Consider the following 14,203-nt stretch of genomic DNA (forward strand, 5'->3'; position numbering starts at 1 on the left):
CCGGGCGGACGAACTTCATCATACGAATGACATAATCCACAAGGTGTATGCTGTGGCATTTACTGATCACGAGGAGCCGCACGTGGCCCGTACCCCGGCGAATCGTCAACGACTGGCGTCTGCACCCTCGGAGGGGTCGCTGGGAGCCGTTCCCCGACGGCAGACCGGCCGGCTCAGCGACACCGTGGTCACCTATCTCGTCGACCGGATCGTGGGCGGGGCCTATCCGCCGGACTCCGCGCTGCCCATCGAGGCGGTGCTGTGCGAGGAGTTCGGCGTCAGTCGGACCGTCGTGCGCGAGTCGGTGAAGGTACTCGAAGAAAAGGGGCTGATCAGGGCGGCGCCCGGGCGCGGTACACGGGTGCGCGAGCCACAGGAGTGGAATCTTCTGGACCCTGTCGTCCTGGAGGCTCAGGTCCGTCACGACCGGACGCTGACGATCCTCGACCAGCTGGTCAGTGTGCGGATCGCCCTGGAGGCCGAGATGGCCGCCGACGCGGCCGGCCGCATCACCGACCTCGAACTCGCCCAACTCGAGGAGCAGGTCACCGCGCTGCGGGAGGCACTGGACGACCCGGTGCGCTACGCCGAGGAAGACGCCGCCTTCCACGAGATGATCATGAGGGCTTCCGGGAATCTCCTGGGTCAGGCGATCATCCGCAGCGTTCACGGCAAGGCCCGCCTGTCACGCCTCTACACCGGTCACTCGACCCGCGACGGCTTGACCATGTCACTGGGCGAGCACGTGGCCATACTCGAACTGCTCCGCCATCGTGACGCCGACGGAGCCGCCCGCGCGATGCGCGAGCACATCGCCCGGGCATGGGCGAGCCGCCGACCGACCCCGCAGCCCTGACGGCACCGACGGGCCCCACGCCCGCCCGCACCAGCACGTTGGATACATCCGGTCACGCCGCCGACCGAGCCCTACACGGCGGCGTCAGCCCGCGCGAGTACCGCAAAGACCACTGCACTCCTCCACAGGCCCGCCTCACAAACCTCACGGTGGCAGGTGCAGACGGGAAGACGGCGTGCCGCTTTCTCGTCGTCCTCAGGGTTTCGTCCCCGCAGGGCCCAAATCGCCGCAGGCGGGCCACCGAAGCCCCCTCTCCCAGAGGGTGCGTCGCGGCCCGCAGGCCCCCCACTCTCACTTTGTACGGCGGCAGCAGCGGGCACTGACTCAAGATCGGCCTCGGCTCGACCCGCTCGCTGACCACTGCTGGATGCCTGCGACGCCTCGACCGCCGAAGCGCCATGCTCATCGAGTGGCCGGTCGCCGGTGGCGCCGGTCAGGACCGGCGACTCCTCACCCTGTGACAGCCCCTCCGGCATGTGCCGGCACAACGGTCAGCCGAACAGGCGGCGCTGGATCTCCCGTCGGTAGTCTTCCAGCGTCCGGTCGAGGTGTACGGCCGTGGCCGCGGCGGCCTCGTCGGGTCGGCCGTCGCGAATGGCGCGGTAGATGGTCTCGTGCTCCTCGACCGCGGCCGCGGTGCCCTCGCCGATGGTGTCGTGGACGATCGCGCTGGACTGGCGCTGCAGCTGGCGGGCCTCACGCACCGCGCTGCCGAGGAACGGGTTGTGCGAAGCCGCGGCCACGGCGGCGTGGAAGTCGTCGTCCGCCTGGTTGAAGACATCAACCTCACCGTGGACGTACCCGTGCCGGCACTGCTGCATGGCGACCTCGATGGTGCGCAGTTCGGCGGGCGTGGCCCGGGTGGCCGCGAGCTTGGCGGCAACCGTTTCCTGAACCCCGCGGAACTCGAACAGCATGAGCACGTGATCGAGGTCCACGGGCCGGAAGAAGCCGGCCCAGCGGCTGGTGATCAGCATGCCGTCCTCGTCCGCGACGAACAGTCCGCGCCCCTTGTGCACCCGGACCCGGCCGAGGGCCGAGAGGATCTTCACGGCATCTCGGACAACCCCCCGGCTGGTGCCCAGCTGCAGGGCCAGGTCCTTCTCCGTGGGGATCCGGTCGCCGGGAAGCAGGCGCGACTCGGCGATGAACTCGAGGATCCGCTCCGCCACGACCTCGTAACCGGGCCGGTAGTCGCGCCGCTCGTCCGCGCCGTTCACCTCTGCCGCCACGACGGGCGTGTCCTTCATGTGTCCTGCCTCCGGGTGGCTGCGACTACGGTGACTGATCAATCTTAAACCGCGTTCATCCTACCCCAGACACTCTAATAAGTCGGACTCATTTGGCGCTTCTGATCATCAGTCTGCATGCAAATTATGGCCTTTAGTGCCGTTTTAGCTGCGTATATGACTCGCAGTAGTCACCTTGACATGCACGCCGAATCTCAAGAAAAGACCTACTCACCCCTTGACTCGCCCGTCGATATCGCGGCTAATTTCTTTCCTCGGCGGTACGACAGAGCCGTCAGCAGCCGCAAGCAAACCCAGTGGAGTCGCTCATGTCCGTCTACAAGCCTTCGGCCGCCCAGGAGACAGGGACCAGCAGGAGACGTATCTCGCTGCTGGCCGGCTGTGCCGCCACCGTGCTGCTCACCGTGGCCGCCTGCGGCAGTGGTGGCGGCGCCGGTACGACCACCAAGGACGGCTTCGCCCAGGCGCCGCAGAAGGACGGGGCGTTGACCGTCTGGGTGGACGCGACCCGGATGGACGCCGCGAAGCAGTACCAGGCGTCGCACCCGGACGTGAAGATGAACATCGTCAGCTACGACGGCGACGCCAACGGCTCGAACTACCTCCAGACCAAGGTCCAGCTCTTCAACCGCACCGGCAAGGGGTGGCCCGACGTCGTCTTCAGCTCCCAGAACAACGAGGTGACCTGGGCGGTCGACGCCGGCTTCGCCGCCCCGCTGAACAAGGGCCTGATCCCGGACGCGACCCTCGGCGGGTTCGCGAAGGGTGCCAACGACGTCTGCACGGTCGACGGCACCATGTACTGCCTGCGCAACGACCTCTCCCAGGCCGTGCTCTGGTACAACGCCCCGCTGATGAAGAAGTTCGGCTACACGGTGCCGACGACCTGGGAGGAATACCAGCGGATCGGCGAGAAGGTCGCCAAGGAGCACCCCGGCTACCTCGTGGGCGACGCGGGCGACTCCTTCACCCCCGAGATCTACCTGTGGGCGAGCAAGTGCGGCGCCAACCACATCACCGGCCCCAAGTCCGCGTCGGTCAACACCGCCAGCGAGGCCTGCACCAAGATGGCCAAGCTCATGGACGTGCTGATCAAGAACAAGTCCATGTCCATCAGCGGCGTCTTCAGCACCGACTTCGCCAAGAACGAGGCCGACAAGGTCCTGCTCATGCCCGGCCCGGCGTGGTACGGCGGCGCGGTCTTCAAGGACGGCCTCAAGACCCCGGCGAAGCAGATCGCGGTGGCGCCCATGCCGCAGTGGCAGGGTGAGACCTCGCCGTCCACCGGCAACGTCGGCGGCGGCACCTGGCTGCTGTCCCAGCACTCCGAGCACATCAAGGCGGCCACCGACTTCCTGAAGTGGGTCACCACCGACAACGCCTACCAGGGCGAGAAGGCCCCCGGCTTCCCGGCGTACGCACCCGCCGCCGAGAACTGGCTGAAGGCACAGGCCGCCTCCGGCTACTTCGTCGGCGACCTCACGCCTCTCAAGGACGCCTCCTCGCAGGTGTGGTCGGACTGGGGGTCGGGCCAGTTCAGCCAGGAGGCGATCTGGGCCGCCACCGTCAAGCCCGGCCTGACGCAGGGCAAGAGCATCGAATCGCTGCTGCCCGCCTGGCAGGACTCGATCGTCAAGTACGCCAAGGCCGACGGATACAAGGTCTCCCGGTGACGCTCACGCCCTCCTCGGCCGGCTCCGTCCGGGGGCGCCCTCGCGGCACCTCCCGGCAAAGCCGGGCCGGCGTGGCATTCGTCGCCGGTTACGTACTGCTGCTGGTCGCCTTCGGCGTCCTTCCCACCTGCTACGCGATCTACTTCGCGTTCACGAACGCCGGAGGCGCCTTCACCGGCATCTCCAACTTCGTCACCACGGCACAGGACTTCCGATTCGTCGACTCCCTGAGCCACGTGGCCCTTTACCTGGTCTTCTGGCTGGTCTCACTCGTGGTGTTCGTGGTGGTCCTGGCGCTGCTCCTGCACAAGCTGTCCTTGGGGCCGGTCAGTCAGGCACTGCGCTTCCTCTACTACATCCCCGGAGCCCTCGCCGGTGCCGCGAGCGTCCTGGTGTGGCTGTTCATGCTCGACCCGACGGTCAGCCCGGTCAGCTCCCTGCTGGAGACGCTGGGCTTCCACACCTTCGGCGAGGTCATCGCCCCCGGCAATCTGGCGCTGTTGTTCACGATCATCGCCTTCTGGACCGGCGCGGGGGGCTGGATCGTCGTCATGTACGGCGCGCTGAACAACATCCCCAAGGACGTCATGGAAGCCGCCCGCATCGACGGCGCCAACGGCTGGCAGACCGCCTGGCGGGTGCAGATCCCCATGCTCCGCAAGTGGATCGTCTACATGGTGATCCTGGCCTTCGCGGGCGGCGCTCAGCTCTTCGTGGAGCCGCAGCTGCTGTCCCTGGCCAGTACGGGCGTGGCCGGACGCGACTACTCGCTCAACCAGCTCACCTACGACTTCGCCTTCCAGATGAACAACATCAACGGCGCCGCCGCGGTCTCGGTGGAGCTCCTGGTCGTCAGCGTGTCGGTCGCCGGTGTCTTCGTCGCACGATCGGGGTTCTTCGATGCCGACTGAGACCCGACCCACTCCCCTTGCCACCGCCCCACGCACGGAACGGGACACGAACGCCATGAGCCGAACCCGGCACGGGGAACCGCGGCGGCGCCGCCGGTCCCCGCAGCACGTGGCCTCCCGGCTGCTGGCGGGCTCCGTGCTCACCGTCTTCGTGGTGTTCTTCGTCCTGCCGGTGCTGTGGCTGCTGCTCGCGGCGACCAAGACCGACCAGCAACTCGTCCACGACAACCCCCTGACCTTCGGCTCCTGGCACGCCTTCAAGGCCAACTGGCACGCGCTCACCGCCTTCCAGGACAACGCCATCCTGCTGTGGCTGCGCAACTCCGCCGTCTACGCCGCGATCTCACTGGTCATCACGCTCTGCCTGGCCATTCCCGCGGGGTACGCGCTGGCGATGACCGAGTTCCGCGGCCGACGCACGCTGCTGATCGCGACCCTGGTCGTGATGCTGATGCCGAACGCCACCCTGGTGGTGCCGCTGTTCCTGGAGCTCAACGCGGTGCACCTGATCGGCACGATGTGGTCGATCATCCTGCCCTACTCGTTCTACCCGTTCGGCGTGTACCTCACCTACATCTACTTCACGACCGCCGTCCCCAAGGACCTCCTGGCCGCGGCACGCATGGACGGCTGCTCCGAGTTCGGCGTCTTCCGGCACATCGCGCTGCCGCTGGCCACACCCGTCATCGCGCTGGTCGGCTTCTTCAGCTTCGTCGCCAACTGGACCAACTACTTCCTGCCCTACGTCATGCTCCCCGACAGCGACCAGATGCCCATCCAGGTGGGCGTCGGCAGTCTTCTCAGCAACGTGCCGTCGTTCAACCCGACCGTCGGCACCCTCGCCATCCAACGCCCGCAACTGGCACTGGCCACGCTGGTCGCCATCACACCGGTACTCGTCGTGTTCCTGTTCGCCCAGCGCTTCCTGGTCAGCGGAATGCTCGCCGGCGCCACCAAGGAGTAACAGCTCTCATGCCATACAGCCCTGACTCCCACCTCTCCGGCGACCCCGGCGACGACATCCCGGCCGCCGACCGGTCCACCCCCGCTTCCGACGTCCAGGCCGCAGTGCCGCTGCTCGAACCCCCCGGCTGGGCCGTGGCCCAGCGCGCGCTGTTCGACCTTCTCGACCACGCCTGGCGCCGCTTCGCACGCGACTTCACCGGCCCCGACGGGCGCCTCAACTACACCGGGCCGCTGACCACCCGCGACGGCGTGGACGACTTCTACGAAGTGTTCTTCAACTGGCCCCAGCTGTACCTCCTCGGCGGCGCCGACGACCTGCTGCCCGCCAGCGAGAAGCACTGGGAGGGCGTCACCAGGCAGCTGACCGAACTGGACATGCTGCGCGACGAGTTCGAACGCGGCTACGACTGGTTCCACCAGGGCGAGAGCCTGCTCCTGCTCTACTTCCTGTGCATGGCCGCCCCCGACCGCTGGCGTGAGCGCGCCCTGCGCTTCGCCGAGTTGTACGTCGACCCCGCCAAGGGCAACTACGACCCCGAGCACCGCATCATCACCCGCCCCCACAACGGCAGCGACCCCGACCGCACCGGCCTCTTCGACGGCGACGTCTACCCCTGGCTGCCGAAGGAGGCGGAGACCTACGGCTTCCCCCTCGAGTGGATCCCCGAGGTGGCGAACGGCCCCTTCCCCCTGTCGGCGGACCCGCGGCTCGGCGACCAGATGCGGGACCGGATGGGCGTCGGCGACACCACGATGAACCTCGCCGCGGCCGGTCTGGTCCTCAACGCGTGGATCCTGTCCGGCGAGGAGCGCTACCGGGACTGGATCGTCGAGTACGTGGGCGCCTGGCGCGAGCGCACCCGCGAGAACGGCGGCCTGATCCCGGACAACGTCGGCCCGGACGGGGTCGTCGGCAGCCTGCTGGAAGGGCGCTGGTACGGCGGCCACTACGGCTGGTCCTGGCCGCACGGCTGGCACAGCCTCGGCCACGCGGCCTGCGTGGCGGCGCTCGCGGCGGCCACGGTCACCGGCGACGACAACTACCTCGCCATGGTCGCGACCTCCCTCGACACCCTCATAGGCCACGCCAAGGTCATGCCCCACACCGAGGCCGACTCCAGCCTGCCCTCCAAGTGGGCGGTCGAACTCGGCCCCGACGACGTCCACACGCCCACCCCCCACCTGCCGTTCCGCCACAACGACTCCGGCTGGTTCGACTACAACCCGGCCACCCCGCCCGTGCCGGTGGCCCTGTGGCACCACACCTCCTCCGACGCCGACCGCGCCCGGCTGGAGGCACTGCGCGAAGCGGACGGCATCGACTGGCGCACCGTGCGGCCGTTCCGGTCCAAGGAGGACTCCGGGCACGAGAAGGCGTGGTTCGCCTTCCTCGCCGGCGACGACCCCGACTACCCCGAGCGCATCCTCGCCACCGCCCAGGCCCAGATCCGCCACCGGCTGCGGCGCATCGACCGCTACCGCGACCTCGACGTGCCCGAGGCCGACATCCACGTCTGGCAGCTGTGCAACCCGGTGGTCACCGAGGCCCTGGTGCAACTGACCTGGGGCGGCCCGCAAGTGTTGTACCAGGGCGGTCTGCAGCAGGCGAGGCTGCGCTACCACGACGCCGACGCCCGCCGCGCCGGCCTGCCCGCCGACGTCGCGGCACTGGTCACCTCCATCGACCCCGAGGCGACCACCGTCGAACTGGTCAACCTCGCCCCCGAGACGGACCGCACGGTCATCGTCCAGGCGGGCGCGTTCGCCGAGCACACCATCACCAGCGTCCGGTACACGACGTGCACGGACGACGGCTGGATCGGCGACATGTACGACTACGGCCACTCCGAGCCAGTGGTCGCCGAGGCCGAGACCCCGTGCGACGGCCCTTACCTGACGGTCCGTCTGCCCGCCTCCACCCGTATCCGGCTCACCCTGCGGCTCGGGCTACGCACCCGTACTCCCAGTTACCGGGCCCCGTTCGACAACGCGGCCGAGCAGGCCGACTCCACCGAGACGACAGGGGAACCGGCGTGAAGCGCATCGCCCAGACCATCAGGCTCCGTCCCGAGCACCGCGAGGAGTACCTGCGGCTCCACTCCGCCGTGTGGCCCGGCGTAGAAGCCGCCCTGCTCCGGGCGAACATCCGCAACTACAGCATCTACCTCCACGGTGACGTGCTCTTCGCGTACATGGAGTACATCGGCGACGACTTCGAGGCGGACATGGCGTCCATCGAGGCCGACCCCGAGACCCAGCGCTGGTGGAAGCACACCGATCCGTGCCAGGAGCCCTTCCCCGACCGGGGCGAGGGACGCCAGTGGACCGAGCTCCCCGAGATCTGGCATCTGAGCCCGCCTGACCCGACTTGGACCACCCCATGAACGCACCCGTGCTCGTGGACGCCCACCACCACCTGTGGGACCTCGACCACCGTCCGCAGCCCTGGCTGGACGACCCCGGCGTGGCGTCGATCCGCCGCACCTTCACCCCCCATGACCTGCGCACCACCGCCACCCACCGCATCGCGGGCCGACGGCTGCACAGCACAGTGGTCGTCCAGTGCATCGCGGAGATCGCCGAGACCGAGGACCTGCTCGCGCTCGCCGAGCGGGTACCCCTGATCCAGGCCGTGGTCGGCTGGGCCGACCTGACGTCACCGGCCATCGGTGACGTACTCGACCAGCTGCAAGCCGGGCCGGGCGGCGGATACCTGCGCTCCTTGCGGCACCTCGTCCAGGGCGAGACGGACCCCGACTGGCTCCAACGCCCCGACGTGGAACGCGGATTGCGGGCGGCCCGGGATCGCGGACTGCGCTACGACGTGCTCGTGCGCGACCACCAGCTCGGTCAGGCTATCCGGCTCGCGGAACGCTTCCCGGACCTGCCCCAGGTGCTCAACCACGCGGGCAAGCCGGACATCGCCCGTGGGGACATCGCCGAGTGGGAACGCCGGATGCGGCAGCTCGCCGGGCACCCGCAGGTGGTGTGCAAGGTCTCGGGGCTGATCACCGAGGCCGACCACACCCGCTGGACCACCGCCGACATCCGCCCGGTCTGGGAGGTGCTGCTCTCGGCCTTCGGCCCTGAGCGGCTGATGTTCGGCTCGGACTGGCCGGTCGCCAACCTGGCGGGTGGCTGGAACCGGTGGGCCGCCACCGTGGACGAACTGCTCACCGGCTGGAGCGAGAGCGATGTCGACGCGCTCCTCGCCGGCACCGCGACCGCGTTCTACGGCCTGGCTTCCGTTTTCACGAAGGGCGACGCGACCGCCCGGAGGGCCTGACCCGCTCCGGCTCCGCGACGAGACCCACTGCCGCGGAGCCACATCCCATGACACGGACTCACACGAACTCGCGCGAAACCAGCGCCGGACACATAGCCACGGACGCCGAGCCACTCGGCATCCGTAGGCACCGGTCCGCGCCGAAGGGACCCTGCCCCCATGACACTAGCCGCCCGATACCTCTGCGCCCGCACCCTGGACACGGCCCCCGCCCACAGCGCGCCGCCGGGACCCGGTGAGGTGGAGCTGGCCCCGGCCTACGTCGGCATCTGCGGGACCGACCTGCACATCTTCCACGGCGACATGGACGCCCGGGTCAGCGCACCGGCCGTCCTGGGGCACGAGATGGCCGGGCGCGTGGTCCGCTGCGGGCCGGACGTAACGGACTGGCGGCCAGGCGACGCGGTCACCGTGATGCCGCTGCGCTGGGACGACACCTGCCCGGCCTGCCTCAACGGCCACCAGCACATCTGCCAGCACCTCGACTTCATCGGCATCGACTCCCCCGGCGCCATGCAGCAGCGCTGGACCGTCCCCGCCACCACGCTCATACGACTTCCCGACTCCCTGCCCCTGGACCGGGCCGCACTCGTCGAGCCCACCGCGGTCGCCGTGCACGACGTCGGCCGGGCCCAGGTGCGCGAGGGCGAGCGGGTCGTCGTGGTCGGCGGCGGTCCGGTCGGCGTCCTGATCGCGCTGGTCGCCAAGGCCGCCGGCGGGGACGTGCGGGTGGTGGAGCTGAGCGCCCACCGCAGGCTGCTCGCCGAGGAGTTGGGCCTGCCCGTGTGGGACCCGGCCGCCGAGGACCTGGCCGCACTCGTACGGGAGTGGACCGGCGACGCGGGAGCGGACGTCGCCTTCGAGGTGTCCGGGGCGGCAGGCGGCGTGGACACCGCGGTCGACGTGCTCGGCGTGCGCGGCCGACTGTGTCTGGTCGCGATCCACTCCCGCCCGCGCGAGGTGAACCTGCACCGCTTCTTCTGGCGCGAACTCACCCTCGTCGGCGCCCGGTTGTACGACCGCTCCGACTTCGAGAAGGCGGTGAAACTGGTGGCCGACGGCACCATTCCCGCCGACCGGCTGATCAGCAAGGTCGTGCCGCTCACCCAGGCACCCGCCGCCTTCGAGGCGCTGGAGGGTGGCGGCGACGTGATGAAGATCCTCGTGGACTGCACCGACGACGCCCAGGGAGCCGCCGTATGACCGCCTTCGACCTCACCGGACGGCTCGCCGTCGTCACCGGAGCCCGGCGAGGCATCGGACGGGCCATGGCCCGCGCGCTCGCCGGGGCCGGCGCGGACGTCATCGGCGTCAGCGCCTCCCTGGAGGAGTCCGGCAGCGCGGTGGAAAAGGATGTCGTCGCCGCAGGCCGCACATTCGAGGCCATCCGCACCGACTTCGCGGACCCCGAGGCGGTACGGGCCCTGGGCGCGGACCTCGCCGGGCGCGAACGCCCGGTGGACGTCCTGGTCAACAACGCGGGCACGATCCGCCGCGCCCCGGCCGCTGAACACACCGACGCCGACTGGGAGTTGGTGCTCCAGGTCAATCTCAACGCGCAGTTCGCGCTAACCCGCGCGGTCGGCGCGGCGATGGTCGCCCGCGGCCAGGGGAAGGTCATCTTCACCGCATCGCTGCTCAGCTTCCAGGGCGGCATCACCGTGCCCGGCTACACCGCCGCCAAGCACGGCATCGCGGGCCTGACCAAAGCGCTGGCCAACGAGTGGGCCCCGCACGGTGTGAACGTCAACGCCATCGCCCCCGGCTACATCGCCACCGACAACACCCAGGCCCTCCAGGACGACCCGGTGCGCAGCAAGGCGATCCTGGACCGCATCCCGGCCGCGCGCTGGGGCAGCGCCGACGACCTCGCGGGCGCCACCATGTTCCTGGCCTCCGACGCGGCCGCCTACGTCCACGGCGTAGTCCTGCCCGTCGACGGCGGATGGCTCGGCCGATGAGTGACGTAGACCTGGCCTGCGTGCTGGACGGCGCCCGTGTCATGCCGGTGCTGACTGTGCGCGACGCCGCCACGGCCGGCCCGTTGGCCGACGCGCTCGCCGCGGGCGGCGCCCGGTGCGCAGAGGTCACCTTCCGCACCCCCGACGCCGAACAGGTCCTCAAGACCATGGCCTCCCGCGGAAGACTGGCCGTCGGCGCCGGCACGGTCCTCACGCCCGAGCAGGCCGAGCGGGCCGTGGCGGCCGGGGCCCGCTTCGTGGTTTCGCCCGGCTTCGACGAGGAGGTTGTCGCGAAGTGCGGTGAGCTGGGGGTCCCGGTCGTGCCGGGCATCGCCACCGCCACCGAGCTGATGTGCGCCCTGAAGGCAGGCCTCGACACCGTCAAGCTCTTCCCGGCCGAGCCGCTCGGCGGCGTCCCGATGCTGCGCGCGCTCGCAGCGCCCTTCCCCCAGGTACGGTTCGTGCCGACGGGCGGCATCGACGCCCGTCGTCTGCCCGCCTATCTCACCGACCCGGCGGTCCTCGCCGTCGGCGGCAGCTGGATGGGCACCGTTGCCCATCTGGAGCGGGGCGAGTACGGGGAGATCCGCCGGCTGACCGCCGAGGCCGTGCACGGGAGCGCGACGTGACCGACGTGGTGGCACTCGGTGAGGTGATGCTCCGCTTCGATCCGGGCGAGGGCAGGATCCGCACCGCCCGCACTCTCCAGGTCTGGGAAGGCGGCGGGGAGTACAACGTCGTGCGCGGACTGCGCCGCTGCTTCGGCCTGCGCACCGCCGTCGTCACCGCCCTCGCCGACAACGAGGTCGGCCGGCTGGTCGAGGACCTGATCCTGCAGGGCGGCGTCGACACGTCACTGATCCGCTGGGTGCCCGCGGACGGCATCGGCCGCGGGGTGCGCATCGGACTGAACTTCGTCGAGCGGGGCTTTGGCATCCGGGGCGCACTGGGCGTCAGCGACCGCGCGCACACGGCCGTCTCTCAGCTGCGCAAGGGGGACATCGACTGGGACGCCATCTTCTCGGCCGGAGTGCGGTGGTTCCACACCGGCGGCATCTTCGCCGGCCTGTCCGACACCACCGTGGACGTCGCCGACGAAGCCATGGCGTCCGCCCGCCGCCACGGCGTCACCGTCTCCTACGACCCCAACTACCGCCCCAGCCTCTGGGCCGGCCGCGGCGGCGCCGACCGGGCCCGCGAGGTCGACGTACAGCTCACCCGCCACGCCGATGTCGTCGTGGGCGCCTTGGGCCTGGCCGGGCCGTACCCGGGTGCGGTACGCATCGGGGCGGACGAGGTGCAAGACGCCCTCGTCGAAGTGGCCGGGCTCCTGCCTCAGGCCGAGGTCCTCGCTACAACGCTGCGTCACGTGCCCTCCGCCGGGGTCAACGACTGGTCCTCCGCGGCCTGGTCGGCCCGTACCGGATTCGTCCGTGGCCCGCAGATGTCCGGCTTGCACGTCCTCGACCGCATCGGCTCGGGTGACGGCTTCGCAGCCGGCCTGATCTACGGACTGCTGACCGCCTGCGGGGAAGAGGACGGACCGGCGGCCGCTGCCACACCCTTGGCGCACCTCGACGTCGCCGCGCTGAGCCGCGCCCTCGCCTACGGGACCGCGCACGGGGCCCTCACCATGACCACCCCCGGCGACGTGTCCATGGCCTCGCTCGCCGAGGTGGAGGCGCTGATGGCAGGCGGCTCGGCCGCCGTCAGAAGGTGACAGGCCCGTGGGCGCTCACACCGTCCGCGTCATCCAAGGAGAACAGTTGACACACAGGAGCATGGGGCGCCGGAAGATCGGGAGCACCCCTGTCGAGCTCACCGAGCTCGGCTTCGGGGCCTCCGTCATCGGCAACCTCTACAAGGCCACCCCGGCGCAGGACGCGCAGGCCGCGATCGAGGCGGCGTGGGACGCGGGCATCCGCTACTTCGACACCGCACCGCACTACGGCCTCGGCCTCTCCGAGCGGCGCCTGGGCGCCGCACTGCGGGACCGGTCGCGTGACACCTACGTCATCTCCTCCAAGGTCGGCCGTCTGCTCGTCCCCAACGAGCACCCGCGTGGCACCGACGACGAGGGCTTCGTCGTACGCGATGACCTGCGCCGACAGTGGGACTTCAGCCGGGACGGGGTCCTGCGGTCCATCGAGGACACGCTGGAACGAACGGGACTGGAACGCCTGGACGTCGTCTACCTGCACGATCCCGACGCCCACTGGCGGCAGGCCGCCGAGAAGGCCATGCCGGCTCTGGCGGAACTGCGCGACCAGGGGGTGATCGGCGCGATCGGCGCCGGCATGAACCAGTCGGCCATGCTCGCCCGCTTCCTGCGCGAGACCGCTGCCGACGTGGTCATGCTGGCCGGTCGCTACACCCTCCTCGACCAGTCGGCACTGGACGACGTCCTTCCCGCCGCACACGAACTCGGCAAGAGCGTGGTGGCCGTCGGCGTGTTCAACTCGGGACTGCTTTCCCGCGACCGGCCCGCCGAGGGCATGAAGTACGACTACCAAGAGGCTCCTTCGGCCCTGGTGACCCGCGCCAGGGCGATCGCCGAGGTCTGCGCGAGGCACGGTACGACATTGCCCGCGGCAGCGGTCGCGTTCCCGTACAGCCATCCCAGCGTCATCAACGTCACCCTCGGCATGCGCACCGCGCAGCAGGTCGCACGGAACGTGGAACTCCACCGTCAGCACATCCCCGAAGGTCTCTGGGACGATCTCCGCGACCGGGGGCTGATCAGGTCGGACGTGCCCCGGGCGAACGAGTCCGGGCGGTGATCGACGGCTCGCACGTCAGGGCGCTTAAAGGCGGCCCAAAACAGGACCGAGCCCGGTCGACCGTGCCCGAACAGGCTCCAAGCACGATCTGATCACCGACGGGCACGGCATCCCGCTGGCGGTATCGCTGGCCGGCGGAAACCGCAACGACGTCACCCAGCTCATCCCCCTGCTCCAGGCCGTCCCGCCCGTACGCGGCCGGCGCGGACGGCCCCGACAACGACCGGTCGCGCTCTACGCCGACCGCGGCTACGACCACGACAAGTACCGCAAGCAGGCGCGGGCCCTGGGGGGGGACCCCGGTCATCGCGCGGCGCGGAGTCGAGCACGGTTCCGGACTGGGCGTGCACCGCTGGGTGGTCGAGCAGAGTTTTGCACTGCTGCACTGGTTCCGCAGACTGCGCATCCGCTGGGAGATCCGCGACGACATCCACGAAGCCTTCCTCAGCCTGGCCTGCAGCATCATCTGCTGGCGCCGACTGGTCAACCTGTCACTCTGTTAGGAGTTCTCAGGCAGGGC

At 69.8% G+C, this 14,203-nt stretch carries 13 protein-coding genes and 1 pseudogene; 13 read left to right on the plus strand and 1 reads right to left on the minus strand.

Annotated features, from left to right (window positions below; genetic code table 11):
- Positions 1-82 precede the first annotated feature (82 nt).
- Positions 83-856, plus strand: a complete 774-nt coding sequence (locus B5557_RS43565; RefSeq protein ID WP_159403789.1) for a FadR/GntR family transcriptional regulator — start codon at positions 83-85, stop codon at positions 854-856.
- A gap of 491 nt (positions 857-1,347) precedes the next feature.
- On the opposite strand, the gene B5557_RS07885 is transcribed toward B5557_RS43565, so the two are convergent.
- Entirely contained in the window at positions 1,348-2,106 is a 759-nt protein-coding gene (locus B5557_RS07885) for a FadR/GntR family transcriptional regulator (RefSeq protein WP_030944761.1), read from the minus strand.
- 308 nt (positions 2,107-2,414) lie between these two features.
- On the opposite strand from B5557_RS07885, the gene B5557_RS07890 reads away from it, so the two are divergent.
- The 12 genes and pseudogenes from B5557_RS07890 to B5557_RS07945 form a co-directional block, all read left to right on the plus strand.
- Positions 2,415-3,779: an ABC transporter substrate-binding protein gene (locus tag B5557_RS07890; protein ID WP_079658451.1), complete on the plus strand. Its 1,365-nt coding sequence runs from the start codon at positions 2,415-2,417 to the stop codon at positions 3,777-3,779.
- Positions 3,776-4,690, plus strand: coding sequence for a carbohydrate ABC transporter permease (locus B5557_RS07895; RefSeq protein WP_079658452.1), 915 nt, complete (start codon positions 3,776-3,778; stop codon positions 4,688-4,690). Before B5557_RS07890 ends, B5557_RS07895 begins: the two co-directional genes overlap by 4 nt.
- A 55-nt stretch (positions 4,691-4,745) precedes the next feature.
- Positions 4,746-5,654, plus strand: coding sequence for a carbohydrate ABC transporter permease (locus tag B5557_RS07900; RefSeq protein ID WP_231976292.1), 909 nt, complete (start codon positions 4,746-4,748; stop codon positions 5,652-5,654).
- Positions 5,655-5,662: 8 nt separating this feature from the next.
- On the plus strand, positions 5,663-7,693 hold the full coding sequence (locus B5557_RS07905) for a hypothetical protein (RefSeq protein ID WP_079658453.1): 2,031 nt from the start codon (positions 5,663-5,665) through the stop codon (positions 7,691-7,693).
- Positions 7,690-8,040, plus strand: coding sequence for an L-rhamnose mutarotase (locus B5557_RS07910; protein WP_079658454.1), 351 nt, complete (start codon positions 7,690-7,692; stop codon positions 8,038-8,040). Before B5557_RS07905 ends, B5557_RS07910 begins: the two co-directional genes overlap by 4 nt.
- On the plus strand, positions 8,037-8,942 hold the full coding sequence (locus B5557_RS07915; RefSeq protein WP_079658455.1) for an amidohydrolase family protein: 906 nt from the start codon (positions 8,037-8,039) through the stop codon (positions 8,940-8,942). The genes B5557_RS07910 and B5557_RS07915 overlap by 4 nt, the downstream gene beginning before the upstream one ends.
- A gap of 159 nt (positions 8,943-9,101) precedes the next feature.
- Positions 9,102-10,145, plus strand: a complete 1,044-nt coding sequence (locus tag B5557_RS07920; RefSeq protein WP_079658456.1) for a zinc-dependent alcohol dehydrogenase — start codon at positions 9,102-9,104, stop codon at positions 10,143-10,145.
- The gene (locus B5557_RS07925; protein ID WP_079658457.1) at positions 10,142-10,903 is read left to right on the plus strand and encodes an SDR family NAD(P)-dependent oxidoreductase; all 762 of its coding nucleotides are present in this window, start codon (positions 10,142-10,144) and stop codon (positions 10,901-10,903) included. The genes B5557_RS07920 and B5557_RS07925 overlap by 4 nt, the downstream gene beginning before the upstream one ends.
- Positions 10,900-11,532, plus strand: a complete 633-nt coding sequence (gene eda, locus B5557_RS07930; protein WP_079658458.1) for a bifunctional 4-hydroxy-2-oxoglutarate aldolase/2-dehydro-3-deoxy-phosphogluconate aldolase — start codon at positions 10,900-10,902, stop codon at positions 11,530-11,532. The genes B5557_RS07925 and eda overlap by 4 nt, the downstream gene beginning before the upstream one ends.
- Complete coding sequence (locus B5557_RS07935) at positions 11,529-12,623, plus strand: sugar kinase (protein ID WP_079658459.1); 1,095 nt, start codon at positions 11,529-11,531, stop codon at positions 12,621-12,623. The genes eda and B5557_RS07935 overlap by 4 nt, the downstream gene beginning before the upstream one ends.
- 61 nt (positions 12,624-12,684) lie before the next feature.
- Entirely contained in the window at positions 12,685-13,683 is a 999-nt protein-coding gene (locus B5557_RS07940) for an aldo/keto reductase (RefSeq protein ID WP_079658460.1), read from the plus strand.
- Positions 13,674-14,186: pseudogene (locus tag B5557_RS07945) on the plus strand (IS5 family transposase); the annotation flags it as partial. The gene B5557_RS07940 and the pseudogene B5557_RS07945, both read left to right, overlap by 10 nt.
- Positions 14,187-14,203 lie beyond the last annotated feature (17 nt).

The organism is Streptomyces sp. 3214.6, from assembly GCF_900129855.1.
GTDB classification, from domain to species: Bacteria; Actinomycetota; Actinomycetes; order Streptomycetales; family Streptomycetaceae; genus Streptomyces; species Streptomyces soliscabiei.